Below are 24683 nucleotides of genomic sequence, written 5' to 3' on the forward strand. Positions count from 1 at the left end.
GGGCACTTTCTGCTTTCCTGACCGCCTGCCGGACAGCCCGCTTCATGAAAGCGCGAGGTTAGATACTCCTCGACGTCCTCGCCCAGCGGCACGTTCTCGTAGTCCCGCAGTTCCGGGTCCGGCTCGGGTTTGCCCTTGACGAGCTGAACCTCGCCCTCTGGGTCCCGTACCCCAATGGCGTCACGCAGTGCCTTGTTGAAGGGTGCCCCCGTCGGCCACGTGGAGCCGGCCGCGACGACCGCGTCCTTGAGGGCGAGCCAAGCCTCCTGCCTAGTGCCCCACCTGGCACCCATCAGGGACTTGAGGCCGTCCGCCAACACCGCCGCCTGCGGCAGCTTCTGGATCACCTTGGACGTCTCCAGCGCCGCCAGCGTCTCCTCCGTCACCTCGAACCGCAGCTTCAGCGGACGCTCCACCGTGATCCGCTGGTACCCGAAGTCCTCGTTCCAGAAGACCTTCACCTTGCCGTGCAGCGGGTGTTCCGGATCCCCGGCCACGGCCAGCGCCTCGCCGTACAGCTTGACCACCGTGGCGATGTGGTCCTTGCCCAGCTCCTTGCGCTTGTCGCCCAGCGACTTCCGCATCTTCTGCCACTGGTCCCGCGCATCCAGCAGCACGACCTTGCCCTTGTGATCGGGGCTCTTCCGGTTCGTCAGGATCCAGAAGTACGTCGAGATGCCGGTGTTGTAGAAGAGCTGGTCCGGCAGGGCGACGATGCCTTCCAGCCAGTCGTTCTCCAGGATCCAGCGGCGGATCTCCGACTCACCAGAGCCCGCAGCGCCCGTGAACAGCGGCGAGCCGTTGAAGACGATCGCGAGCCGCGAGCCGCCCCCGCCGTTCACATCCGCCGGCTTCATTTTGGAGATCATGTGCTGGAGGAACAGCAGCGACCCGTCGTTGATGCGCGGCAGCCCCGCCCCGAAGCGGCCGGCCTCGCCCAGCGTTTTGTGCTCGTGCTCGATCTCCTCCTTGACCTTCTTCCAGTCCACGCCGAACGGCGGGTTGGCCAGCATGTAGTCGAAGGTCTTGCGGGCGTGCCCGTCGTCGGAGAAGGAGTTGCCGAAGGCGATGTTCTCCGGGTTCTGCCCCTTGATCATCAGGTCGGACCGGCAGATCGCCCACGACTCGGGGTTGAGCTCCTGCCCGTACACCTCCACCGTGGCGTCGGGGTTCAGCTCCTTGATCAGGTCGTCCATCGCGGACAGCATGCCGCCCGTGCCGCACGCCGGGTCGAGGACCGTACGCACCGCACCCGGCAGCTGGAGCGCGTCGCCGTCGGGCGCGACCAGGAGCCGCACCATGAGCTGGATGACCTCACGGGGCGTGAAGTGCTCACCGGCCGTCTCGTTCGACTGCTCCGCGAAGCGGCGGATCAGCTCCTAGAAGATGTAGCCCATGTTGTGGTTGGGCACGACCTCGGGACGCAGATCCAGGTCCGTGAACTTGCCGATGACCTTGTAGAGCAGGCCCGCGCTGTCCAGCCGCTTGACCTGCTGCGCGAACTCGAAGCGCTCCAGGACACCGCGTGCGTTGTCCGAGAACGCCCCCACATACACCATCAGGTTCTTCGCCGCGTTCTGCGGGTCCGCCGCGATCTTCTTCAGGGTAAGGCGTGACCGGTTGTAGAAGGAGTGCCCCGAGGCCCGCCGCAGGAAGCGGTCCGGGTCGATCCCGCTGTCCTTGTGCTGCTCGGCGATCTCCGCGACCTTCTCGCGTGTCGGCTCCAGCACACACTCCAGCCGCCGCAGCACCGTGAACGGCAGGATGACCTTGCCGTAGTCGGACTGCTTGTAGTCCCCTCGCAGGAGGTCGGCGACGGACCACGCGTGGTTCGCCAACTCCGTGTGCTTGCTGCTGTTCAACTGGATCCCCGGATTCCTTCCGAAATGTCCCAACCCCACCGTCCCCGCCGCACGAAGTCCTTCGGCCGGCCCAGGACGGTCTGACAAGTGTGGTCTATGTGTGCAGGTCCGCGCGCCTAATGGGGCGAATCGCCACCCTCATCGCGTACGTTCCTCGCCGCTGCCTCCGCCTCTGACGGAAGCAACTGTCCGCCCGTGAGCCCGCCCGCCAGCAGCAGTGCCGTCTCCTCGGCGAGCCGTGTCGCCCGCTGGGCCTCCCTGCGCAGGGCGTGCACGTGCCGGAACGCCTCTCCGTACCGCCGCTGCTCCTCCAGCGGAAGCAGCGGCACCCGCAATCGCCCCGGGCTGACCGTGAGGACCGTGCTCCCCGTCGACGCCCCCGCGATGTTCTCCTCCGCGCCCAGGAACCCGGCGAGGAACCAGGCGTCCAGCCGGGCGGGGTCCGGGCGGAAGAGGTGGACATGCGGGCCGAGCAGCGCACCCGCGTCCTCCTCTCCCGCCACGCGCGCCATCGGCCCGTCGCCGCTCGCCACCGCGCGTATCAGAACATCCCCGGCGGCGACCACCGGCGCCGTGCCGCCGCGCAGCTCCGCCGGATCGCCGGTCGGACCCGTCCCGCGCGCGATGTCCGACCCGGTGAGCACCGAGCGGGCGGCCACATCCGACCGCTCCTCGCTCCCGCTCTCCGCCCGGCCGCCCCGCGAGCCCTCCGGCACTGTCCGCAGCAGCGTGAGCGCCCCACCGCGCGCCAGGTCGGACGCCGTCGCCGTCCGCCACTCGCGCGCCGCGGAGCCCGCCGAGGTCCAGCCTTCCCGCTCCGCCGCCCGGGCGAGGGACGTCGCCGCCCCGACCAGGTTCCGGCGCTTGGCATCCACCTCCGCCGCGAGCTTCTCCGGTTCGACCTCGGCCCGTGAGGCCCGTACCAGCCGCGCCGGCGTCAGGTCCACCACGTCGTCCAGCAGGTCCACCACACCGGCCGCGTAGGCGACACCGGGGTCGCCCTCGAACGCGTCCGGGGCTTCGAGGAACGCCCGCCATGCGCGCAGGGCGAGCGCGGTGATCCTCTCCCAGTCCACGGAAGCGGACCTGGTCCCACCCCGCGTCCGCGTGGTCGACGGTGCTCCGCCGCGTCCGGACGGATCGGTCGCCGACGCTTCCGCCACCGTGTCCACGAACAGCACTGACTTGCGCTCCGGACCACCCGGCTCGGGCCGTTGCAGCACCCAGATCTGCAGACCGACGTGCAACGGCGAGGACGCACCGGGCGGCAGCGCGATCACGGCGCGCAGTGCTCCGCTCCGGACGAGCTCCGCCCGTACCCGGCGTCCTGACGCGCGGCTCGCCGTGGCGGGTGGCAGCAGGAGCGCCGCGTAACCGCCGGGGGTCACATGGGCGAGCGCGTGCTGCACCCACGCCAGTTCCGACTCGGCGCGGGCCGGTACGCCGTACGCCCAGCGGGGGTCGTAGGCCAGTTCGTCGTGGCCCCAGTCCCGGTCGCCGTACGGCGGGTTGCACAGCACCGCGTCGGCGAGCAGGTCGGGGAAGGCGTCCGCGCGGAGGCTGTCGGCTGCCCGGACGGTGACCGTGGCCTCGGGAGCCGTCAGGGTCAGGCTCACGGCACTGCGCCGGGCCTGCACGGGGAGCGAGTCCTGGCCGTACAGCTCGCGAGCCCCGCGGCGGGCGGCGGCTGCCAGCAGGGAGCCGCTGCCGCAGGCCGGATCGAGGACCCGTACCGGGGAGCCGGGGACCAGACGGGCCAGCAGGTCCGCGAGCGGTGCAGGGGTCTGGTACGCGCCGGACGCGGCGCTGTCCTCCAGTTCCCGTTCCGCGAGGACACCCAGCGCGGCCTGGCCGCCCTCGTCGCGTACACATGCGTACAGCGCGCGGAGCACCGCGGCATCGCCCGCGTCGAAGCGCACGACCGGGTCCGGGGCCGCCACCATGCCGGCGGCGGCCGTCGCGTCGTCGTGCGCGCGGGCGAGCAGCTCCGCGTCCGGCAACTGCGCGACGGAGGTCAGCTCCTCCGCCGGGCGGTCCGCGGCCGCGAGGACGACCAGCAGCAGGTCCTCCGACGTGCCGCGGCCCCCCTGCGCGCGCAGGCGCAAGGTCGTCCGCAACTCCTCCGACGGAGTTGCCGCCGAGGCATGACCGTGCGAGGCGAGCCAGGCGCGCACCGACGCCAGGTCGTACAGCGGACTGCTCTCCGTGCCGCCGGACGGCTCGGGGAAGTCGGCGTGCCGACGGCGCCAGTTGCTGACCGTGGCACGCGTGACCCCCGCGATACGGGAGATCTCGGCGGCGGTCACCTGCGCTGATGGCTGGGGCATGGCAGAAGTCCTGCACCTCTCGTTAGGGAGCAGCCAACAACCTACAGCACTCGTCAAATCTGTCAACATGATTGACGACGCTTTCACTGTTATGCTTATCTGGCTGTGCTTCCGGTTGGAAGCCTCAGTCACCTCTTGGGGGGAGTGTCATGCGCCTGACCATGCCGACAGGCGTCGTCGAAGGAACCCAGCTCACTGTGATGCCGTTCCGTGCCGACGCCGTGGTGGGAACGATGTCCGTAGCGACGCTGGTCCAGCTCGTGCCGTCGCCCCGCGCGGCGGAAGACCCGCGCAAGCTGAAGGCGGCCTCCGGTCTGGTTCGCCGGCACGCGGAGCTGCGGGCCACCGTGCAGCGCACACTGCGGTCCTCGCAGAAGGGCAAGAACGTCCGTCCGTACGCCGAGTACATCGCCGCCGGGCTGAAGGGCGAACTCGGCGCCGCCTGGTCCACGCCGCCCGTCACCCTGTGGCACGCGGGGCCGCTCGCCGCCCTCAGCGACGAGCTGGTCCCGGGCAGCGGGTTGCGCACCCTTACTGTCGCGCCGGGCACGACGGTCATCGCCATCGACGGCGAGACACAGACCACCGCGTGGCACGACCTCTATGACGACCCCGAGGAGTACGGCCTGACATACCCCGAACTGGCCCAGGTGCGGATCCCGTTCGAGCTGTACGCCGACCTCGCTCCGGCCGACGCGCGGCAGATCTTCTACGACCGCAATGTGCAGGGCGTGACCGTCGCCAAGAACCTCGCCATGTCCATGGACCAGCGGGACTTCGGAACGCGTATCGCGCACGTGGTCGCCGACTCGGTGAAGGTCGAGGTCGACGGCCAGCGGGTGCCGTTCGCGCGGCTCGTGAACGGCAGCAAGCGGCAGGTGTCCGCGAGCGACCGTGAGGTCGTCACCCTCTCGGCGCTGCGCGCTCTGGTCGTCACCACGCTCTACGGCCGCACCGGCCTCCAGCGGTCGGCCGAGTCGGTGCACGAGGACGAACTGCCGACCGGTTGCCGTCCCGAGCACGTCGAGAATGAACTCGTGCCGATCCTCGGACAGCTCATCAACCGGCACGCACGCGAATTCACCGGGCGCACCGCCATCACCGCGCCGGCCGTCCTCGCCGGACTGGGCATCGCCGTGCACCACACCATGCCGTGGGCCGACCCGGCCACTGCCTTCCGCACGGACGACCTGGTCCGGCTCCTCAACGGCATCCGCTGGGAGCGGGAGGCGAGGTACTGGGACAGGGTCGCCGCCAAGACCGGCGCCTCCGGACGCCTGAACTTCAGCGGCGGGGTGAAGGACTCGGGAGGCCGGGTCGCCGACGCGATTCTCTACCCGGCGACCGAAGCAGGCCGCCGGATCCGCGGCCTGTGACCGACGGCCCTGTGTGAGTGCGCCACTGCGCCTTCATTGCGTGACCGGATCACGCATCACATCCACACCGCAGAAAGACGGAGTACGACCATGACCTTCCAGCAGCCCTCCCCGCCGCCTCCCGACCACGGAGCCCACGGCCCCTTCGGACTCGGGACGCCGAACGGCCCCGCCCGCACCGCCGACCACCGCAAGACGTGGCTCAAGTACGGGGCGGTCGCCTTCATCTCCCTCTTCGTCGGAGTCGGAATCGGAGCCACCGGCTCGGCCGACACGGGCAAGGGAACCGGCGAAACCAAGGCCGGTCCCCGGCCCACCAGCACCGTCACGGAGACCGCCGAGCCGGAGCCCGCTCCCACCGTCACCGAGACCGAAACGGTCACCGCCAAACCGAAGAAGACCAAGAAGCCCGGCCCGGCGACCAGCTTCTCCGGCGAAGGCGAGTACCTGGTCGGAGAGGACATCAAGGCCGGCACCTACAAGACGGCAGGGCCCGAGGACGAGTGGGGCTGCTACTGGGAGAGGGCCAAGGACGCCAGCGGCGAGTTCGACTCCATCATCGCCAACAACAACCTGAACGGTCCGGGACGGGTGACGCTCAACAACGGGGAGTACTTCAAGACCAACCGGTGCCAGGAGTGGACGCGGGTGGGGTGAGCTCCGCACAGCGCCACGCCTCACCCCGACGCGCCCGGGCGGGACGTTTCCGCTGGTGACGTCCCTTCCACGCTACAGCAGCGGCGACAACCTGTCGTACCATCATGAACCACTGTGATCCGGTCGGTCTGGGGAGAACCGAGGGTCACGGCGAGGGGGAGGGGATTCCACCGATGAGAACAGAGCCGGTCGCCTCGGACGAACTGGACGCCCTGAGGCGGGCGGAGATCGAGAGGCGTGAGCAACGCCGTCGTGCCCGGGAGGCCGGTGCGGCTGCTCCACTGCGCCTGAGCCGTCGCTTCGCCGACAGCGATGCTCGGCTTGTCCGCGAGACGACCGTCCCCAAGGCGCCGGCGCCTCAGCCGCTGCGACTGCCACCCCGTGTCGTGCACGTTCTGCAACGCGTCGCCGCCGAGCTGGGGGAGGATTCCTCTCTTCCCGATCTCATGGCGGAACGCGCGGCTGACTCCACGAGTCCGCTGCTGGCGATGGCCCTGCAGAGCGTGGAGCTTGTGAGCCGGGCCGAAGCGATGACGGGGCTGGGGCACCTGCTCGATCTCGCCGCAGGCGGTCTGCCGGTTCTCACCGCGGAGGACCGCTCCCGTGCAGAGGCGCTGAGAGCGGGTCGCCTACCCCTGCCGGACACCGACCCCGAGACGGTCGATGCGTGGCAGCTGTGTCTCGAACTGAACGAGGCACGAGGACGGGCTGTGCTGTCGACCGCGGCCTGGCAGCGCCTCGTGAGGGAACTGCCCTTGCCGGTCCTCGACGATCTGATCGACAGCGGCGCCCTCGGCAAAGCCCCTGCTCCTCATAGCTGGCCGGAGCGAACGGAGCGCGTGACCTACGTGATCGCGCGTCTGGATCCCCGTCATCTGTCCGACGACGACGTACAGGCCCTCGGCTGGAGGGACGAGGCCTGCCGCCGAACGCTCGAGGCGGGCGGGACCATCGACCCGGTCGACGGGAGGTACGACGAGTGGAGTCTGCGCTCCGCCCTCCTCGGTGGGGACCTGTCGGCACTGGAAGCAGTCGGGGCGCGCAACTCGAGCCTGCCAACCGATCTCAGCGACCTCGTTCTTGCTCTGCGGCAGCTACGGCAGGGCGGAAACGTCACCAGTGCTCTGGGCCGGGACCGCTCGCTCTTCGGCCTGCTCGAGGACTGCCTCAGCAACGACCGTCTCGTGTCCGGTACCACGCCCTTCCACTACTGGGCGGGGACCCGCCGCCTGTACCGGCTCCTGGACGACATGCACTGGGCCATGGCGTGTGAGCCGGATCGGACCGAACGCGCCGTCCGCTCAGTGCTGCAACAGGCCGCGGCCCTGCGCAGTCACGAGTCCCGAGGGCCGGCAGGGGCGGCCGACCGGGAAGCACGCGCCGTCCAGGCGTACGTGGGATTCCTGCACGCCCGCCCCGGCGACCGCGACCGCCTCGATCAGGGCGTCGGCCTCCTCGAGGACGTATTGAAACGGGGAGGCCGACGACGCGGCGGCGTGGGTGGGCAACTGCGGCATCGCATGAGGACCCTCAGCGAACTCCTGCAGTCCCTTCGGCAGAAGGGAAAGCCGCATGACGTCCTAAACCCCTACCTCGCCCTCTGCGTGGAGCACGGCTCGACGGAGTGGGGCCAGGGGTGGCGGGACCTGCGCCGGCAAGTCGCTGCGGACCAACTCGAGTACATCAACGGGGCGAAGGACCGCATCCGGCGCCTGGAAACGGCCCGACGCCTGGGGCACGAAGGCGAGACGCTCTACGAACTGCCGCTGGACGAGCGGTTCCTGTGGGTGCCCGACGACCGCAGCGAACTGTTGCAGCCCGGACCCCGACCCCTGGGGCGCCGGACGGCGCCCAGCAGCGATGAGGAGAAGTCCTGGGCCGCCGCACAGGCGGCCAGTGAGATCATCGGCCGTTGCGCCGCGAGACTGAGGAACCACCACTGATGCCCCCCGAGAACAAGCGGAAGAAGCCCGCGGCCCAACCCCGACGCATCAAGGAGTTCGAGGGGGTGCGCAGCAAACCGCGCAAAAGCAGCGCTCGCCCGACCAAGCCGAAGGGCACGGCCGAGCAGTCGCCGCGACAACGGCAGACCGCTGGGACACAAGCGCAGGAATCGAGGACGCCTGTCGCAAGTCCTGGCAACGAAGCCCAGGACAGGAGCGGGAAAGGCGTCGGGACCGAACCACTGGTCGACCCGCGCTCGGATCCCGAGGTGATGTTCAGAATCCTCAGCGAGAAGATCGCGACCAAGGTCGACCGGGCAGCGATGAAGGCCGGGACCAGCGTGGCGCAGGAAGTCGGAAGGAAGCTGACTGCTGAACTGGACGCGGCGATCGCCGGAGCACAGTCGACCGCAGGGAAGCTGGGCACACTCGTTCAGCAGGCCGTGCAGACGGCGGTGGACGAGGCGCTTCGTACCGCCGTGATGAACGCCACCCGGATCCATGAAGAGCACCTGGCCCAATTGGCGTTGATCGACCGCACAGCGCAGACCGCACAGGATCTCGACGCCGTGCGTCTGCGGATCGAGCAGGAAATGCGCAGGTCGGGGCTGACCAGGATCACCGATCCGGATCCCGCGTCCTTCAATCTCGTCAACCCGGCGGAGCACGAGGGCAGTACTGCCTACGAGGTGCTCGCCCCCGCGTACGCGGACAGCGCTTCGGGTCGGATCGTCCAGCGCGGCGAGATGCGACGTGTGCCCCAGGGTGCCGGCGACTCCGCCGCGGAGGGGAGTTCTCGATGACGTACGGCATCGACTTCGGTACGAGCAACAGCGTCGTTGCCCGCTGGACGGGCAGCGCCACCGAGGTGATCCGGTTGGATTCAGCGGCACTGCCTGCGGAGTGGAACAGACCGGGTTTCGATGAGCTGTTCCCGTCCGTCGTGTCACTGCGGGACATCCAGCGGACCCTGTGCTTCGGCTGGTCCGCCAAGTGCGACACGGCGGAACCGCAGGACGCGGTCAAGCGGATGCTCGCCTCACGGCCGGTGGCGATGAACGCAGGCGATGCGGCCGCCGGCACCGTTCCGGAGGAGCATGAGGTCTGGCTGGGCGACGAACCCTTCCGCAGTACAGCCGTGGCGGCAGCGCTCTTCCATCGCATGAGGGAAGGAGCCCGCCGGAATCTGCGCGAGATGGACGAGGCGGTCGTCACCGTACCGGCCAACGCCACGGGAGCCGCCCGTTATCGTACCCGGGCGGCCGCCCGCCTCGCGGGGATCAAGGTCAAAGCGCTGATCAACGAGCCCACCGCAGCGGCCATCAGCTACGCGCACGACTTCCCCGGGGAGGGCCGCTTCCTCGTCTTCGACTGGGGCGGCGGAACCATCGACGTCACCCTGCTCGAGCACTACGACGGCATCTTCGACGAGATCGCCTCCAGGGGCATTACGGCTCTCGGAGGCCTCGAGTTCGACGAAGAACTCGTGAAACTCGTGCTGCACAAACTGGGAACTGCTCCGGAGCGACTGACCCGACAAGAGGCGCGGCGCTGGCGGCGTCATGTCGAGCTGACGAAGATCGCACTGTCCCAGCCTGGCACCGATCAGGTTTTGTTCGAACCGCTCGGAGGCCTCGCCCCCGTGGTCATCCACCGGGACGAGTTCGAGCAGGCCGTGGAACCGCTGGTCCGCCGCGCACTTGTCCCGCTCGAGGAATGCCTTCGGGATGTGGGGCTCACCGCCGAGGATCTGGACGCTGTGCTGATGATCGGCGGCACTTCTCAGATCCCTCTGGTCAGGAGGGAAGTGGAACGGGCCCTCGGCACGGCCGTCGTCGACTCCCGCCTGTGCAAGCCGATGACCGCTGTTGCCCGGGGAGCTGCCATCACAGCGGCCGAGATCGACGGTCTCATCCCCGACACGACAATCTCCGTCGCCACCAGTCATGACCTCGGCCTGTCCTTCGAGGCCGGTGGCCAGAGAGGCTTCGCCACCCTCATTCCGCGCTACTCGACACTTCCGGCGCGGGGAACCCGCAGTGCGATGCCCGCCGTGCGCGGGGCCTCCAAGGTCGTTCTAGAGATCGTGGAAGGTGACGGAGAGCGTGCCGCGGACGACGAGCGGACGTTCCCCCTGGCCAGGCTGGAACTTCCGGTGCCACAACCGGACGCCGAGCCGTCGAGCAACGTGTTCGACGTCGACTATCACTACGATCGCAACGGCATCCTGAAGGTACACGCGAAAGCACGGCACACGGGCGTCGTCATCCTCGACGAGGAACTGGACTGCTTCGGACCTGACGGGACACCGATTGCCCAAGGGATCGACAGGGAACTGGAACGGCTGCTTCGACGCATCGACGAGCCGGCTCCTCGGACAGCCCAACCGGAGCCCGCGCGCGTCGAGGTGACGACGTCTGTGCTGGAGATGCAGGAGGATCCGGCGGACGAGCCGGGGCCGGCGCTGGTGGTCGACGGCCGGGGAATCATGACCGCCGGCCGGACCGCTGCTTCCCCCCGGCCGCCAAGCATGCGCCTGCTGGGATCGGCGCTGCGTGAAGTCCGACGTCGCTATGCGCAGCACCACGTCGTCGCGGTGATCGGCACTGACCTCGTGGATCTCGTGGAGTACGACGAGCAGGACATCCTGGAGCAGGCCGTTGCGGAGGGGCTGGTCGTCACGGTCCCTTCGGCGTCTCCGCATGCTGTGCTCAACGTGGCACAGCAGCTTGATGCCGTGGTCGTGTCCATGGAGGACCTGCGGCGCTTGCGTACTCCCTATCCGTGGATCATGGAGAAGGGGCGGTTCGTCAAGCTCGCGCGGGTGGAACGCCACTGGGTGTTCACGTGATCCGCCGCGGTGGGTGCCGGGCCAGGGGCGGCACCCACCGCCAAGACGGGGTCGCTTACCGGTAGTGGATGCGGCGTCGTGGGGAGAGGTACCGGCCGTACTCGGCCAGGAAGTCGTCGAAGACTGCTCGCAGGGCGCGGGCTTCCGCCGAAGGGCGGCCGAGAAGGCGGACAACCGGTGAAGGTCAGCTCCTGCGGCAGGTCGACGAGGCCGGTGATCGCGTCCCAGAGCGCGTTCCAGTTGCGGCCGTAGAAGTCGGGGAAGCCGAGCTTGCGTTGGAGCAGGCGGTGTAGCTCCTCGGCATCGACGACCCTTGTCAGGTCGATGACCAGTGCGTCCGGGACGGCGGGATGGATGGCGGGCTCCTGAGAATGATCTGCCCTTACCGCTGCTGGATCGGTGTGGTGCCGCCCGGCACCGGTCCGGTCAGGTCCGGGTCCCCGAACTCCTCTCGCAGGGCCTGGAACGCGGCGACCTTGTCCTCACCGAAGCGGCGGACCTGCGCGGCGTACTCGTCGGGGTGGAGGAACTCCGACGGCCTGGACTTGCTGTGGAACTTGTCGGCGTACATCACCAGCCGTTCCTCCCGCGTCTCCGCCACGTAGTCGGCAGGCGGGAGGGGGAGATCATGGCGCTCGATGTCCTGCCGTGTGACCCCCACTCCGGTGTGGTGGGAGCAGAAGCGGCACAGGGCTTCCGGGAAGCCCTCGTTCTCGAGGATCTCCTGGCCGAGGAGCCCGTGACGGATGTAGTTGGCGTGGTCCAGCCGGCCATCCTTGTCGTACAGGCGGTAGACGCCGATGTCGTGCAGGAGGCAGCCTGCGCGGACGAGATCGGCGTTGAGATGGCGAAGGTGCCGCGCGGTGATGAGTTGCTGCGCGATGCTCCACACGACCTCGCAGTGCGTGTGGACCAGGGCGAACGCCTCCGGGGTCGGTGCGTACTTCTCGTGCAGCGCACGGATCTCTTCAGGGCTCGGAATCCTCACCGGAGGAGCGTAACAACCTACGTTTCGGGCGCCGGCGCGCAGCCGGGGCCTTGCACGGAGAAGGCTCGGGCGTCGACGCGGAGGCGGTGTGTCACGCGATCGGGTGATCATCCGGGATGGGGGCACGTCCCGGATCGGCGGTCCGTTTGATCCATCGACGGGGGCGCGCAGCCCGCGCTTGTGGAACAACGGGGGTAGGCATGAGTCTGCATTTCCACCGCAATCCCGACGGCACGACGACGGGGCGCAACGACGACAGCGGCTTCACGGTCACCCATGCCGACGCGGAGGAGGTGAAGCGGCTGCTGTACGAGGACGCCGGGCTGGCGTACACACCGCCACCGCCGCCGGTTCCGCCGGGCGTGCACCGGTTCTCGCTGGTGCACGAGGACTTCGAGGCGACGGGCTTCGGCGACGAGCGCTACGCCGGGGTGCGGGAGCGCCCGCCGGAAGGCTGCGTGCCGGTCGACCAGGGGTGCTTCGCCCTGGAGTGCGAGCGGCCGGGGAAGACGCTGCTGGACGCCGTCACCGACACGGTCCGTGAGGTGCGGCGCGAGCATGGCCTGGTGATGACCGGGATGGGCGTCGAGAAGCCGGACGAGTGGTGGGACACCGGCAAGGACGGGCAGGCGGCGGTGATCGTTGGGCATCTGCTGCTCACGGCCGCTCACCGCGCCCGCCTTCTCGGATACGGGCGGAAGGACCTGGTCCGGCTGCTCGACGCGACCGGGATCGGCTAGCCGGAGGCTGCCGCGGGCGCGCCAGCGTGGGCCGAGGCGCTGCGGTGCCGATATCAGCGTCGTCGTGTCGGCCGTGGCGCCCGCCGTGCCGAGCGCAGTGCCGGGGTGCCGGAGGGCGCCGCCGAACCAGGGGGTGGCAGTCTCCCGGTGATGAGCTCCGCCGGGCCAGGGGGGCGGTCTCCCGGTGACGGCCTCCGCCGGACCAGGGGGACGGTCACCCCGTGACGAGTCCGCCGGACCAAGGTGCCCGTCACCCGGCAACCAGCTCCGCCATCTCCCGCTCCGCGCTCGGAGCCGCCTGCGTCCGGGAGGTCCGCCACAGCCACAGCACATCGCGGCCGAAGGACCACACCAGCAGGCCCAGCGCCAGGGCCACCACGGCCACGTTGACCGCGTGCGGCAGCAGTGCCGCGCCGGCCACCAGCAGCAGCACACCCTGCAGCGCGGCCACCGTCTTGCGGGCCGTGCTCGGCGGCAGCGGGGCCGTCAGCCACGGCCAGACGCGGGCCGCCGCCACGAAGACATAGCGCATCGCTCCGATCAGCAGCACCCACGGGCCCATGGCCATCGATACGTACACACTGAGCACCAGGATCAGAAAGGCATCCACCTCCATGTCGAAGCGAGCACCGAGGGGCGTCGACGTCCCGGTCCTGCGGGCCACCTTGCCGTCGACACCGTCGAGGATCAGAGCGACGGCGGTCAGGCCGACGAACAGGGAGACGGGCGGCGAGTCCTGGAAGGAGTCGGCGACCAGCGCCGTGACGCCGCCGACGAGGCAGGCCCTGCCGAGGGTGACGCGGTTGGCCGCGCCGAAGGTGCGCAGTCCCGAGCGGTGCAGGGCCCTGGAGAGCACCGCCCAGGTGGCGATCGTGAACGCGAGGCCGGAGAACCAGCCCACCGGGCCCATACCGATCGCCGTACCGATCAGGGCGAGCAGCAGGATCATCAGACCCGCGCCCACGGCGGTCTCCTGCTGTACGAGCCTGGCGTCGTAACTGTTGTTCAGGGCCACCGAACATCCTCCGGCCGTGTGACAGAGTCGATCAACGCCGCTACCTTGTGCGCGGCCTGTGCACCTCTCGGTACGCGCGCAGCTCCCCGATCGTTCAGGAGGACTTCGATGACCCGCACCGCACGTGCGTTCTGGCTCAACGAGCCTGGACACGGTGAGATCCGGGATGTCACCCTGCCGGACCCCGGCGAGGGCGAAGTGCTGGTGCGATCGCTGTACTCCGGGGTCAGCAGAGGCACCGAGATGCTCGTGTTCCGGGGCGGGGTGCCGGAGAGCCAGCATGCGGCCATGCGCGCCCCCTTCCAGGAGGGCGACTTCCCGGGGCCCGTGAAGTACGGCTACCTCAACGTCGGGGTGGTGGAGGAGGGGCCGGAAGAGCTGACCGGGCGTACGGTTTTCTGCCTGTATCCGCATCAGACACATTACGTCGTCCCCGCGAGCGCGGTGACCCCCGTGCCGGACGCCGTGCCGGCCGGGCGGGCGGTGCTCGCCGGGACGGTGGAGACGGCGGTGAACGCCCTGTGGGACGCCGCCCCGCTGGTCGGTGACCGGATCGCCGTCGTCGGCGGCGGCATGGTCGGGTGCTCGGTGGCGGCGCTGCTGGCCCGGTTCCCGGGGGTGCGGGTGCAGCTGGTGGACGCCGATCCGGGGCGCGCCAGGATCGCCGAGGCGCTCGGCGCCGGCTTCGCACTGCCGGAGGCCGCCGCCGGGGACTGCGATCTGGTCGTGCACGCCAGCGCCACCGAGCAGGGGCTGAGCCGCTCCCTGGAACTGCTCGCCCCCGAGGGCACGGTGATCGAGCTGAGCTGGTACGGCGACCGCAGGGTGAACCTTCCGCTCGGGGAGGCCTTCCACTCCCGCCGGCTCACCATCCGCAGCAGCCAGGTCGGCACGGTCTCCCCGGCCCGCCCCAACCGCAGCTACGCCGACCGGCTGGCCCTCGCCCTCGAGCTGCTCGCCGACCCGGCACTCGACGCCCTTGTCACCGGAGAATCGCCCTTCGAGGACCTGCCCGACGTGATGCCCCGGCTCGCCTCCGGCGAGATCCCGGCACTGTGCCACCGGGTGACATACGCCGCCTCGTGAGGGTGAAGGGACGCGCCACGACCTGCCGCCGGCCGACACAAGCGCGCCTGACCTGAGAAAAGACGTGAGCGAGGCTGAACACGGGCAGGCTGTCAGCCGTACTAGCAGGCATCCCCGGCGGCCATCGGCCGGGGCCAGACGCGCCGCACCTGGAGGGTCGCCCGTTGTTCAGCATCACCGTCCGCGATCACATCATGATCGCCCACAGCTTCCGTGGCGAGGTCTTCGGACCGGCCCAGCGCCTGCACGGGGCCACATTCCTCGTGGACGCCACGTTCCGGCGCGAGCAGCTGGACGAGGACAACATCGTCGTCGACATCGGACTCGCCACACAGGAGCTGGGAGCCGTCGTCGGGGAACTGAACTACCGCAACCTGGACAACGAACCGGACTTCGCGGGCGTCAACACCTCCACTGAGTACCTGGCGAAGGTCATCGCCGACCGGCTCGCCGAACGCATCCACAAGGGTGCGCTCGGCGAGAGCGCCAAAGGCATCGCGGGGATCACCGTGACCCTGCACGAGTCGCACATCGCCTGGGCGAGTTACGAGCGTGCGCTGTGACCGACACGACCATCGACCGGGTACAGACGGCCCGCTTGGACTACGTTCCCCTGCAGGCGAAGTTTCCGAGGAACGACGGAATCATCCCCATGTCCCTGCGAGTCGTGCACTTCGTACTCCCGGGCGGCGTCGACGACCCGTCGGCGCCCAGCGGCGGCAACGCCTACGACCGGCGGATCTGCCTCGACCTGCCCGGCTTCGGCTGGGAGGTGCGCGGGCACGCGGTGGCCGGCGACTGGCCCCGGCCGGACGACGCCGCACGCGGTGAGCTCGCCCGCACCCTGCGCGAACTGCCCGACGGCAGCGTCGTCCTGCTGGACGGGCTGGTCGCCTGCGGTGTCCCCGAGATCGTCGTGCCCGAGACGCAGCGGCTGCGGATGGCCGTCCTGGTCCATCTGCCGCTCGGCGACGAGACGGGCCTCGACCCGGCCGTCGCCGCCGAGCTCGACGCCCGAGAACGGGAGGTGCTGCGCGCGGTACCGGCCGTGATCGCCACCAGCGACTGGGCGGTCCGCCGCCTGGTCGCCCACCACGGGCTGATCCCCGACCGGGTCCATGTCGCCGCGCCCGGTGCCGACATCGCGCCGATCGCGCCCGGCACCGACGGCGTGTCCCGGCTGCTGTGCGTGGCCGCCGTGACACCGCGCAAGGGCCAGCACCGGCTGGTGGAGGCGCTCGCCGAGGTGCGGGACCTGCCGTGGAGCTGCGCCCTGGTCGGCTCTCTCACCCAGGACCCCGAGTACGTCGCCCACTTGCGCTCGCTGATTCGCGAACACGGCCTCGAGGACCGGCTGGAGCTGACCGGGCCGCAGTCCGGCGCCGCCCTCGACGCCAGCTACGCCGCCGCCGACCTGATGGTCCTCACCTCGTACGCCGAGACCTACGGCATGGCCGTCACCGAGGCCCTCGCCCGGGGCATCCCCGTGCTCGCCACCGATGTCGGCGGACTGCCCGAGGCGGTCGGCCGCGCCCCGGACGGGGGAGTGCCCGGCATCCTCGTGCCGCCGGAGGACCCCGCGGCCATCGCCGCCGAACTGCGTGGCTGGTTCGGTGAGCCGGAGGTCCGCCGCCGGCTGAAGGCCGCCGCGCGCGCCAGGCGGGCCGCGCTCGGCGGCTGGGCCGGCACCGCACAGAGCCTGGCGGCCGTCCTGCGCCGGCTCCCCACCGACCCGACCGACCCACGGAGGGCCGCATGACCGAGCCCACGACCACTCAGCACACCCCGGTGATCCCGGCCCAGCCCGGACCCCGCGAGGCCGCGGACGCCGCCGTGGCCGTACAGAAGGAGGGCTCCGTGCCGAGCCGGGAAGGAGACACCGCGGGAGCCGGAGAACGGGACGTGCAGGAGCGAGGGGCGACCACCGGCTCCGTCATCCCCGGGGCCGGTCCGGCGGGCGCCCGCCCCGGCGAGCGGGCCACCCTGCGCCTGCGCGACACGGACCCCGAGGAACCGCCCCGGTACGCACCCGAATGGCTGCAACTGCGCGAGCCCGCCGACGCGGACGCCCGTGCGCACGAGCTGCTCGACCCGCTGCGCATCCGCCTGGCCAACCTGCCCCACCGCTCCGAGGGGCTGATCATCCACGACATCGGCTGCGGCACCGGGTCGATGGGCCGCTGGCTCGCCCCGCACCTGGACGGCCCCCAGCACTGGATCCTGCACGACCGCGATCCCTATCTGCTGCACTTCGCCGCCGTCGCCTCCCCGCGGTCGTCCGCCGACGGCAGCCGGGTGACCGTGGAGACCCGGCGCGGCGACGTCGCCCGGCTCACCCCGGACGCGCTGACCGGGGCCTCCCTGGTGACGGCGTCCGCGCTGCTCGACGTCCTCACCCGTGAGCACATCGAGACCCTCGCCGCGGCCTGCGCCGGGGCCGGCTGCCCGGCGCTGCTGACGCTGTCCGTCGCGGGCCGGGTCGAGCTGACCGAGCCGCACGAGATGGACCAGGAGATCACCGAGGCGTTCAACAGCCATCAGCGCCGCGGCGGCCTGCTCGGCCCGGACGCGGTGACGGTGGCAGCGGAGGCGTTCTCCGCGCACGGTGCCACCGTGCGGCTCCACCCGAGCCCCTGGCGACTCGGGCCCGGGCAGGCGGCGCTGACGGAGCAGTGGCTGCGCGGCTGGGTCGGCGCGGCCGTGGAGGAACGCCCGGAGCTCAAGGAACGCGCCGACGCATACCTGGCCGAGCGGCTGGAGGCGTGCGCGGCGGGACAGCTGCGGGTGGTGGTCCACCACACCGACCTGCTCGCCCTGTGCCGGCCCTCGGACGGGGCGGCATGAGCATGGAGACGGCGCACGTCACGGGGGAGACCACGGCGGAGGGCAGCACGCCTCCGGCGCCGGACGCCCGGGGAACGGAGCAGGGCGCCGACGCCTCCGAGCCCGCCGCAGGGGCCAGGTCCGGCGTGCGTGCGCTGCTCGCACGGCTCAACACCCCCGCCGTGCGCGCCCGCGTGGGCACGCTCGCCGGGCTCGCCCTCCTCGCCGTGCTGCTGTGGCGGCTGGGCACCGGTGCCTTCGTGGAGGGGCTGTCCCGGATCGACGGGACGTCGGTGGTGCTCGCGCTCGCCATCGGTTGGGTGACCACGGTGTTCAGCGCCTGGCGCTGGGCGCTGGTGGCCCGGAGCCTGGGGATCCGCCTGCCGCTCGGGGCGGCCGTCGCCGACTACTACCGTGCGCTGTTCCTCAACGCGGCGCTGCCCGGTGGTGTCCTCGGCGACGTGCACCGCGCGGTGCGGCACGGTCAGCGCAGCGGTGATCTCGGGCGCGGGGTGCGGGCGGTGGTCCTGGAGCGGACCGCCGGGCAGCTCTCGCTGTTCGCCGCGGGTGCGGTCGTCCTGCTGACCCTGCCGTCGCCGGTGCGCGACGAGGCCCGGCACGTCGCACCACTGGCCGGACTGGCCGCTCTCGGTGTCTGCGCGGTCGTCCTCGCCCTGCGCATGAACAAACCGCCGTCCCGCCGGGGCCGGGCGCTGCGCGGCGCGCTCACCGAGGCCCGCGAGGCCCTCGCCTCCCGGCGCACCGCCCCGGGGGTGCTGGTCTCCTCCGTGGTCGTGCTGGCCGGCTATGTGGCGATGTTCGTCCTCGCGGCCGACGTGGTCGGTGCGGGCGCTTCCGCGCTCACGCTGCTGCCGCTGGCCGTGCTGGCCCTGCTCGCCATGGGGCTGCCGCTGAACGTCGGCGGCTGGGGGCCCAGGGAGGGCGTCACCGCCTGGGCGTTCGCCGCCGCCGGCCTCGGCGCCGACCAGGGGCTCGCTGTCTCCGTCGTCTACGGGGTGCTCAGCCTGATGGCCAGCCTGCCCGGCGTGGCCGTCCTCGTCGCCCGCTGGTACGGCGGCCTGCGCGCCAGGTCCGCCTCCATGACGCCGGTCACCCTTCCGGCCCAACCGCAGCGCACCGACGTGACCGGCACGGTGCCTGACAGTACTTCGGGGATCAGTGCGTCGGCCGCGATGGCCGCGGCGGCCCCGGCGGCCGCGCCGCTCGCACCTGCCGCAGCCCCCGAACAGCCTTCGGCGCAACCCGCGGAACGCGTGGTGAAGGCGGGTGCCGCCCTCGCGGGCAGGCCGTTCATCCAGCTCCCGCCCTCCGGGGCAGAAGGCGCCCCCTCCTGCCCACTCGCCCCGCGGGGCACGCCGTCTGACGGGCCGTCCGGCCACACCGCACCCCGGCGTGCGACACATTCCCGAGCGGTCCTGCGGCCGCCCGCCGGACCGTCCGTCACCGGGGCGCGGTACGCGGCGCACCCGCCGGGGCCGCCGCGCACCGCACCGGCCGTGGGCTATGGACGCGCCTCGCCCTGCGGCGCCCCGTCGTCCGCGGCGGAACCGGATTCGGGCCCGCCGATGTCCTCCTCACCGGACAGCAAAGAAAAATACGCGCCGAAAGACTCGGCCAGACTCGCCAGAAGTGCCTTACCCTTTTCCGCCGAGCCCAGTGAAGGGCGGCCGATGACACCGGAATCGGTATAGGCGGACATGCCGAGGGTGAGGAGCCGGCGTCGGTCGTCCGCGATGAAATCGGAGGTTTCGTAACCGGGTCGGAGCAATTCAGGATGCGTGTGCAGAAGGACGGAGGTCTCGATTTCCCCCGCGTGCATGTCGGTGAGCAGCGAGCTGGCCACCCCGGCCCGCACCCGCGCCTCCTCCCAGTCCTCCGGGGCCGGGAACAGCGCCATCCGCTCACCGCGCGCGGAGGACTCCTGGACGACGTTGCCGAGTACGTAGTTGCCGCCGTGCCCGTTGACCAGTACCAGGGCCTCGACGCCCGACCGGCGCAGCGAGTCGGCGATGTCCCGTATCACCGCGTGAAGGGTCACGGAGGAGATGGAGACGGTCCCTGGCCAGGCCGCGTGCTCGTGTGAGCAGGAGATGGTCACCGGAGGCAGCAGATGCACCGGATACGCGTCCGCGATCTCCCGGGCGATGGCACAGGCGACCAGCGTGTCCGTCGCCAGCGGCAGATACGGGCCGTGCTGTTCGAAACTCCCGACCGGAAGGATGGCCACCTGCCGTGAGACACCGGCGCCCCTCGTCCGTACATCATCCGTAGTGTCCGCCGGCAACAGACCGTGCACCGGGCCGTGTGCCGCCGACCGAGTTTGTGAACCATTCATGTCCTCACGGCCTTTCGTCTCTGCTTAGGAACTCGAGAATCATGACAGAAAACATAGGCGTCCTCGCCAAGAAGGCTCCGCAGCGGACCGGTGTGGAACGCGTCGTGAATGCGCCGCTGCCCACCGTGTACGGGAAATTCCAGGCGATCGGCTACCTGGACCACGACCGCGGCGACGAGCAGGTGGCGCTGGTCCACGGAGACATCGGCACGGAGGGCGTGCTGACCCGGCTGCACTCGGAGTGCCTCACCGGCGACGCCTTCGGGTCCCAGCACTGCGAGTGCGGTGATCAGCTGGCCGCGGCGCTGCGCGCCGTCGTCGCCGAAGGAGCGGGCGTGGTCGTCTATCTGCGCGGGCACGAGGGCCGGGGCATCGGTCTGCTCGCCAAGCTGCGAGCCATGGCGCTGCAGGCGGAGGGCCTGGACACGGTGGAGGCGAACGTCGCGCTCGGTCTGCCGGTGGACGCCCGTGACTACGGGGTCGCCGCCGGCATCCTGCAGGACCTGGGCGTGCGGTCGGTGCGGCTGATGTCCAACAACCCGCGCAAGCGGGAGGCGTTGGTGCGGCACGGAATCCAGGTCGCCGAGCAGGTGCCGCTGCTGATCCCGCCGTGCGAGAGCAACATCACCTATCTGCGCACCAAGCGGGAGCGCCTCGACCACCACCTGCCCCACCTGGACGCGGTCGCGCACCTGTCCTGACCGCCTGCCGCCTTCCGGCCCAAGCGCCCTCAGCCGGTCACGGCCTCGTGCACCAGCCGCCTGAGGTCGCGGAACACACCGTGGGACGACGTGGGCCGCACCTGCGTGCAGAACTGCACGGTCAGGTCGCGGCCCGGGTCGACCCAGAAGGTGGTCGTGGCCACGCCGCTCCACCCGTAGGTGCCCTCGGTGGACGGCTCCTGGGTCCGGGCCGGGTCCACGACGACGGAGACGCCGAGGCCGAATCCGACGCCGTCGTTGCCCGGGTCGTCGTGGGCGGGACGGCTGCCGAAGGCCCGCAGATCGGCCCCGCCGGGCAGGTGGTTACGGGTCATCAGATCGACGGTGCCGGCGGACAGCAGCCGCACCCCGTCGAGTTCGCCGCGCCGGCGCAGCATCTCCATGAAGCGGTGCCAGTCGTGGGCGGTGGCCACCATGCCGCCGCTGCCCGACAGCAGGCGCGGCCTCCCGCGCAACGGCAGTCCGGGGACCGGCTCGATGCCGCCGGAGGCGGTCTCCCCGTACAACTCGGCCAGGCGCGGCGCCTGTTCGCCGGAGACCTCGAATCCGGCGTCCTCCATCCCCAGCGGCCGGAAGACCCGTTCGGCCAGGTAGGTGTCGAGCGGCTGACCGGAGATCACCTCGATGACCCGGCCCAGGACGTTGGTGGCCACCGAGTAGTTCCACTGCGTGCCGGGATCGAACTGCAGCGGCAGGCTCGCGTACACGTCGACCGCCTCGGCGAGATCGGCGCCCGCCGGCACCGATGACTCCAGCCCGGCCGCACGGTAGAGGGCGTCCACGGGATGGGCGTGGTAGAAGCCGAAGGTGAGGCCCGCCGTGTGCGTCATCAGATGCCGGATCAGCAGCGGGCCGGTCGCCGGGCGGGTCCGGACCTGGTCCCCGGTCCCGCTCTCGTAGACCCGCGGCTCGGCGAAGGCGGGCAGATAGCGCTCGACCGGGTCGTCCAGGTCCAGCCGGCCCTCCTCCATCAGCATCAGCGCGCCCACGGACGTCACCGGCTTGGTCATGGAGTAGATCCGCCACAGGGTGTCGCTCTCCACGGGCAGCCCCGCCGCGATGTCCCTCAGCCCGTACGTCGTCAGGTGCGCGACCCGTCCGCCCCGGGCGAGCGCCACCAGGAATCCGGGCATCCGGCCCTCGTCCACCAGCCGGCGGACGTGGCCGTCCAGTCGTTCCAGCGCGTCCGGGTCCAGCCCCGCCTCACCCGGCTCCACCTCTTGCCGCAGGACTCCCATGGCTCTCCTTACGCATCACACGCACCGAGGTGAGTCCGCACTACCCGCGGGCCGCCGGGGTGAACCCCGGGGACGTGGTTCAGGGCCGGATGTTCCACTCCTCGATCACCGGCCTGCCGTGCTCCAGCGACAGGCGGCACAGCGTGCCGGTCTCCAGCCGGAACAGCCTTCCCTCCCGCGCGGGCAGGCCCAGCCGGCGGGCGGTGAGGACGCGCAGCAGATGCCCGTGGGCCACCAGCAGCACATCGCCCTGCTCCAGTGCGTGAGTGACCCGGGCCAGCACCCGGTCGGCCCGCTCACCCACCTGCTCCGGCGACTCGCCGGGCAGCTCGGGGCCGGGCGGCACCCCGTCCGTCCACAGGTCCCAGCCGGGCCGCGTGCGGCGGATCTCTGGGGTGGTGATGCCCTCGTAGCCGCCGTAGTCCCATTCGCGCAGGTCGGGGTCGGTCTCGGTGCCGGTCAGGCCCGCCAGTTCGGCGGTGCGGCGGGCGCGCAGCAGCGGGCTGGTGAGCATCAGCGCGAAGCGCCGGCCCGCCAGCAGCGGGGCGAGGGACCGGGCCTGGTCCTCCCCGGCGGCGGTGAGCGGCAGATCGGTGCGGCCGGTGTGCCGGCCCGACCTGCTCCACTCCGTCTCCCCGTGCCGGGCCAGCAGCAGGTCCCCCACGGCTGGCTACGCCTTCTTCACCGTGTCGACCGTCTCGATCGCGTGACCGCCGAACTGGTTGCGCAGCGCCGCGACCATCTTCATCTGGGGCGAGTCGTCCTGGCGGGAGGCGAACCGGGCGAACAGCGCGGCGGTGATCGCCGGCAGCGGCACCGCGTTGTCGATGGCGGCCTCCACCGTCCAGCGACCCTCGCCCGAGTCCTCGGCGTAGCCGCGCAGCTTCTCCAGGTGTTCGTCCTCGTCGAGCGCGTTCACCGCGAGGTCCAGCAGCCAGGAGCGGATGACGGTGCCGTCCTGCCAGGAGCGGAACACCTCGCGCACATTGTCCACCGAGTGCACCTTCTCCAGCAGCTCCCAGCCCTCGGCGTAGGCCTGCATCATGGCGTACTCGATGCCGTTGTGGACCATCTTCGCGAAGTGCCCGGCGCCGACCTTCCCGGCGTGCACATAGCCGTACGGACCCTCCGGCTTCAGCGCCTCGAAGACCGGCTTCAGCCGTTCCACGTGCTCCCGGTCGCCGCCGACCATGAGGGCGTAGCCGTGCTCCAGGCCCCAGACGCCGCCGGAGACACCGGCGTCGACGAAGCCGATGCCCCGCGCGGCCAGCTCCTTGGCGTGCTTCTCGTCGTCGGTCCAGCGGGAGTTGCCGCCGTCCACCACGATGTCGTCGTGCTTGAGCAGGCTCGCCAGCCGGTCGATGACCTGCTGCGTGGGGCCGCCGGCGGGGACCATCACCCACACCGCGCGCGGCCGGTCCAGCCGGTCCACGAGCTCGGCGAGGCTGGGCACGTCGGTGAGTTCGGGGTTGGTGTCGTATCCGACGACGGTGTGGCCGGCGGTGCGGAGGCGCTCGCGCATGTTGCCGCCCATCTTGCCGAGACCAACAAGACCGATCTGCATGTCAGTTCACTTCCTGAGTTCGCGGTAGGCGGCCACCTCGGCGGCCGGGGACGGACCGAGGCCGGGTACGTGCGTGCCTTCGGTGAGGGCGGAATCCATGCGCGGGGCGGGATCCCTGCGCGGGGCGGGGACTTCACCGGGTGCCACGCCCGTCCGCGCGGTGAGGTCAGGCATGCGCGGGCACCTTCTCGGTCTGGCCGCGCAGTGCGACGGCGTACATCTCGTCCGCGTCCAGACGCCGCAGCTCCTCGGCGATCAGCTCGGACGTGGAGCGGACCTTCAGGGCCAGCCGGCGGGAGGGCTGGCCCGGCAGGGACAGCGTGGCCAGCGGGCCCTCCGGCCGGTCGATGACGATCTCGCCGTCGACCGTGCCGAGCCGGACGCCCGTGACCACCGGACCGGCCGTCTCCACCCGCTCCACCGGGACCTGCAGCCGGGCCTGCAGCCAGCGGGCGAGCAGCTCCGCGCTGGGATTGTCGGCCTCGCTCTCCACGGCGGCCGAGGTCACCGTCAGCCGGGCCTGGTCGAGCGCAGCCGCCAGCATCGAGCGCCAGGGGGTCAGCCGGGTCCAGGCGAGGTCGGTGTCGCCGGGCGCGTAGGTGCGGGCACGGTTCTGCAGGGCCTCGAGGGCGTGCTCGGCCGCGTACAGGTCGGTGATGCGGCGCTGGGCCAGTGCGCCCAGCGGGTCCCGGGAGGGGTGGTCGGGGGCGTCCGCGGGCCACCACACCACCACGGGGGCGTCCGGCAGCAGCAGCGGCAGCACCACCGAATCGGCGTGCTCGGACACCTCGCCGTAGGTGCGCAGCACGATGGTCTCGCCGGTGCCGGCCTCGGACCCGATGCGGACCTCCGCGTCCAGCCGCGGGTGGGTGCGCTCGCGCGGGGTGCGGGCGTGCCGCTTGATGACCACCAGGGTGCGGCAGGGATGCTCGTGCGAGGCCTCCTCGGCGGCCTTGATCGAGTCGTAGGCGTTCTCCTCGTCCGTGACGATCACCATCGTCAGGACCATGCCCACCGCGGGGGTGCCGATGGCGCGGCGGCCCTGCACCAGTGCCCCGTTGATCTTGCTTGCCGTGGTGTCGGTCAGGTCGATCTTCATGGCCTGCGCCAGCTCCGTCCGTCTCGTGCGAGCATC

At 71.0% G+C, this 24683-nt stretch carries 21 protein-coding genes and 2 pseudogenes; 12 read left to right on the top strand and 11 right to left on the bottom strand.

All coding sequences use genetic code 11. The features are described 5' to 3' along the window. Positions 1–1862: pseudogene (locus tag ABD207_RS16140) on the bottom strand (type I restriction-modification system subunit M); the annotation flags it as partial. Positions 1863–1978: 116 nt separating this feature from the next. After that, positions 1979–4189, bottom strand: a complete 2211-nt coding sequence (locus ABD207_RS16145; protein ID WP_344013632.1) for an N-6 DNA methylase — start codon at positions 4187–4189, stop codon at positions 1979–1981. Positions 4190–4422: 233 nt separating this feature from the next. Here ABD207_RS16145 and ABD207_RS16150 point away from each other — a divergent pair, with 233 nt between their 5' ends. The 5 genes from ABD207_RS16150 (at position 4423) to ABD207_RS16170 (ending at position 11016) form a co-directional block, all read left to right on the top strand. Then, a complete protein-coding gene (locus ABD207_RS16150; protein ID WP_344013634.1) occupies positions 4423–5565 on the top strand; it encodes a DNA sulfur modification protein DndB in 1143 nt (380 codons plus the stop codon). Positions 5566–5655: 90 nt separating this feature from the next. Continuing rightward, positions 5656–6222, top strand: a complete 567-nt coding sequence (locus tag ABD207_RS16155; protein ID WP_344013636.1) for an Rv1352/Rv1906c domain-containing protein — start codon at positions 5656–5658, stop codon at positions 6220–6222. Positions 6223–6395: 173 nt separating this feature from the next. Then, positions 6396–8165 (top strand): hypothetical protein, encoded by a 1770-nt coding sequence (locus ABD207_RS16160; RefSeq protein WP_344013637.1) that lies wholly within the window; start codon positions 6396–6398, stop codon positions 8163–8165. Then, complete coding sequence (locus tag ABD207_RS16165; RefSeq protein WP_344013638.1) at positions 8165–8968, top strand: hypothetical protein; 804 nt, start codon at positions 8165–8167, stop codon at positions 8966–8968. Before ABD207_RS16160 ends, ABD207_RS16165 begins: the two co-directional genes overlap by 1 nt. After that, a complete protein-coding gene (locus ABD207_RS16170; protein WP_344013639.1) occupies positions 8965–11016 on the top strand; it encodes an Hsp70 family protein in 2052 nt (683 codons plus the stop codon). The genes ABD207_RS16165 and ABD207_RS16170 overlap by 4 nt, the downstream gene beginning before the upstream one ends. Here the strand turns inward: ABD207_RS16170 and ABD207_RS16175 are convergent. Further along, positions 10944–11372: a barstar family protein gene (locus ABD207_RS16175; RefSeq protein WP_344013755.1), complete on the bottom strand. Its 429-nt coding sequence runs from the start codon at positions 11370–11372 to the stop codon at positions 10944–10946. The two genes, ABD207_RS16170 and ABD207_RS16175, sit on opposite strands and share 73 nt — an antisense overlap. Positions 11373–11398: 26 nt before the next feature. After that, positions 11399–12004, bottom strand: a complete 606-nt coding sequence (locus ABD207_RS16180; RefSeq protein WP_344013640.1) for an HD domain-containing protein — start codon at positions 12002–12004, stop codon at positions 11399–11401. A 200-nt stretch (positions 12005–12204) separates the two neighbouring features. On the opposite strand from ABD207_RS16180, the gene ABD207_RS16185 reads away from it, so the two are divergent. After that, positions 12205–12744 carry a hypothetical protein gene (locus tag ABD207_RS16185; protein ID WP_344013641.1) on the top strand — a complete coding sequence of 180 codons (540 nt, stop codon included), beginning with the start codon at positions 12205–12207 and terminating at the stop codon, positions 12742–12744. Positions 12745–12994: 250 nt separating this feature from the next. On the opposite strand, the gene ABD207_RS16190 is transcribed toward ABD207_RS16185, so the two are convergent. Continuing rightward, positions 12995–13759, bottom strand: coding sequence for a CDP-alcohol phosphatidyltransferase family protein (locus ABD207_RS16190; protein WP_344013643.1), 765 nt, complete (start codon positions 13757–13759; stop codon positions 12995–12997). Positions 13760–13867: 108 nt separating this feature from the next. On the opposite strand from ABD207_RS16190, the gene ABD207_RS16195 reads away from it, so the two are divergent. From ABD207_RS16195 to ABD207_RS16215, 5 genes and pseudogenes are all read left to right on the top strand, one after another. After that, the gene (locus tag ABD207_RS16195) at positions 13868–14845 is read left to right on the top strand and encodes a zinc-dependent alcohol dehydrogenase (protein ID WP_344013645.1); all 978 of its coding nucleotides are present in this window, start codon (positions 13868–13870) and stop codon (positions 14843–14845) included. A 164-nt stretch (positions 14846–15009) separates the two neighbouring features. Continuing rightward, positions 15010–15408, top strand: coding sequence for a 6-pyruvoyl trahydropterin synthase family protein (locus tag ABD207_RS16200; protein WP_344013647.1), 399 nt, complete (start codon positions 15010–15012; stop codon positions 15406–15408). Further along, positions 15405–16604 (top strand): glycosyltransferase family 4 protein, encoded by a 1200-nt coding sequence (locus ABD207_RS16205; RefSeq protein WP_344013648.1) that lies wholly within the window; start codon positions 15405–15407, stop codon positions 16602–16604. The genes ABD207_RS16200 and ABD207_RS16205 overlap by 4 nt, the downstream gene beginning before the upstream one ends. Beyond that, positions 16601–17689, top strand: coding sequence for a class I SAM-dependent methyltransferase (locus tag ABD207_RS16210; RefSeq protein WP_344013649.1), 1089 nt, complete (start codon positions 16601–16603; stop codon positions 17687–17689). The genes ABD207_RS16205 and ABD207_RS16210 overlap by 4 nt, the downstream gene beginning before the upstream one ends. A gap of 2 nt (positions 17690–17691) precedes the next feature. Further along, positions 17692–18654: pseudogene (locus ABD207_RS16215) on the top strand (lysylphosphatidylglycerol synthase transmembrane domain-containing protein); the annotation flags it as partial. A 536-nt stretch (positions 18655–19190) separates the two neighbouring features. Here the strand turns inward: ABD207_RS16215 and ABD207_RS16220 are convergent. Further along, on the bottom strand, positions 19191–20024 hold the full coding sequence (locus tag ABD207_RS16220; RefSeq protein WP_344013650.1) for a creatininase family protein: 834 nt from the start codon (positions 20022–20024) through the stop codon (positions 19191–19193). A gap of 41 nt (positions 20025–20065) precedes the next feature. On the opposite strand from ABD207_RS16220, the gene ribA reads away from it, so the two are divergent. Further along, positions 20066–20725 (top strand): GTP cyclohydrolase II, encoded by a 660-nt coding sequence (gene ribA, locus ABD207_RS16225; RefSeq protein ID WP_344013651.1) that lies wholly within the window; start codon positions 20066–20068, stop codon positions 20723–20725. 29 nt (positions 20726–20754) lie between these two features. On the opposite strand, the gene ABD207_RS16230 is transcribed toward ribA, so the two are convergent. The 5 genes from ABD207_RS16230 to opcA all read right to left on the bottom strand — a co-directional run bounded on the left by ABD207_RS16230 (position 20755) and on the right by opcA (position 24647). Then, positions 20755–21984: a serine hydrolase domain-containing protein gene (locus ABD207_RS16230; RefSeq protein ID WP_344013652.1), complete on the bottom strand. Its 1230-nt coding sequence runs from the start codon at positions 21982–21984 to the stop codon at positions 20755–20757. Positions 21985–22063: 79 nt separating this feature from the next. Further along, positions 22064–22648: a histidine phosphatase family protein gene (locus tag ABD207_RS16235; RefSeq protein WP_344013654.1), complete on the bottom strand. Its 585-nt coding sequence runs from the start codon at positions 22646–22648 to the stop codon at positions 22064–22066. Positions 22649–22654: 6 nt separating this feature from the next. Beyond that, positions 22655–23548: a phosphogluconate dehydrogenase (NAD(+)-dependent, decarboxylating) gene (gnd, locus tag ABD207_RS16240; RefSeq protein WP_344013656.1), complete on the bottom strand. Its 894-nt coding sequence runs from the start codon at positions 23546–23548 to the stop codon at positions 22655–22657. Between the two features lie 6 nt (positions 23549–23554). Then, positions 23555–23722, bottom strand: coding sequence for a hypothetical protein (locus tag ABD207_RS16245; RefSeq protein ID WP_344013763.1), 168 nt, complete (start codon positions 23720–23722; stop codon positions 23555–23557). Then, positions 23715–24647: a glucose-6-phosphate dehydrogenase assembly protein OpcA gene (gene opcA, locus ABD207_RS16250; RefSeq protein WP_425580734.1), complete on the bottom strand. Its 933-nt coding sequence runs from the start codon at positions 24645–24647 to the stop codon at positions 23715–23717. The genes ABD207_RS16245 and opcA overlap by 8 nt, the downstream gene beginning before the upstream one ends. Between the last annotated feature and the right edge of the window lie 36 nt (positions 24648–24683).

The organism is Streptomyces thermospinosisporus, assembly GCF_039526425.1.
Lineage (GTDB): Bacteria > Actinomycetota > Actinomycetes > Streptomycetales > Streptomycetaceae > Streptomyces > Streptomyces thermocarboxydovorans.

Bases quoted from the DNA above. Each gene is read 5' to 3' on its own strand.
- ABD207_RS16230 (WP_344013652.1), bottom strand. From the start codon at position 21,984: ATGGGAGTCCTGCGGCAAGAGGTGGAGCCGGGTGAGGCGGGGCTGGAC.
- ABD207_RS16170 (WP_344013639.1), top strand. From the start codon at position 8,965: ATGACGTACGGCATCGACTTCGGTACGAGCAACAGCGTCGTTGCCCGC.
- ABD207_RS16185 (WP_344013641.1), top strand. From the start codon at position 12,205: ATGAGTCTGCATTTCCACCGCAATCCCGACGGCACGACGACGGGGCGC.
- ABD207_RS16165 (WP_344013638.1), top strand. From the start codon at position 8,165: ATGCCCCCCGAGAACAAGCGGAAGAAGCCCGCGGCCCAACCCCGACGC.
- ABD207_RS16145 (WP_344013632.1), bottom strand. From the start codon at position 4,189: ATGCCCCAGCCATCAGCGCAGGTGACCGCCGCCGAGATCTCCCGTATC.
- ABD207_RS16245 (WP_344013763.1), bottom strand. From the start codon at position 23,722: ATGCCTGACCTCACCGCGCGGACGGGCGTGGCACCCGGTGAAGTCCCC.
- ABD207_RS16155 (WP_344013636.1), top strand. From the start codon at position 5,656: ATGACCTTCCAGCAGCCCTCCCCGCCGCCTCCCGACCACGGAGCCCAC.
- gnd (WP_344013656.1), bottom strand. From the start codon at position 23,548: ATGCAGATCGGTCTTGTTGGTCTCGGCAAGATGGGCGGCAACATGCGC.
- opcA (WP_425580734.1), bottom strand. From the start codon at position 24,647: ATGAAGATCGACCTGACCGACACCACGGCAAGCAAGATCAACGGGGCA.
- ribA (WP_344013651.1), top strand. From the start codon at position 20,066: ATGACAGAAAACATAGGCGTCCTCGCCAAGAAGGCTCCGCAGCGGACC.
- ABD207_RS16160 (WP_344013637.1), top strand. From the start codon at position 6,396: ATGAGAACAGAGCCGGTCGCCTCGGACGAACTGGACGCCCTGAGGCGG.
- ABD207_RS16210 (WP_344013649.1), top strand. From the start codon at position 16,601: ATGACCGAGCCCACGACCACTCAGCACACCCCGGTGATCCCGGCCCAG.
- ABD207_RS16150 (WP_344013634.1), top strand. From the start codon at position 4,423: ATGTCCGTAGCGACGCTGGTCCAGCTCGTGCCGTCGCCCCGCGCGGCG.
- ABD207_RS16195 (WP_344013645.1), top strand. From the start codon at position 13,868: ATGACCCGCACCGCACGTGCGTTCTGGCTCAACGAGCCTGGACACGGT.
- ABD207_RS16220 (WP_344013650.1), bottom strand. From the start codon at position 20,024: ATGAATGGTTCACAAACTCGGTCGGCGGCACACGGCCCGGTGCACGGT.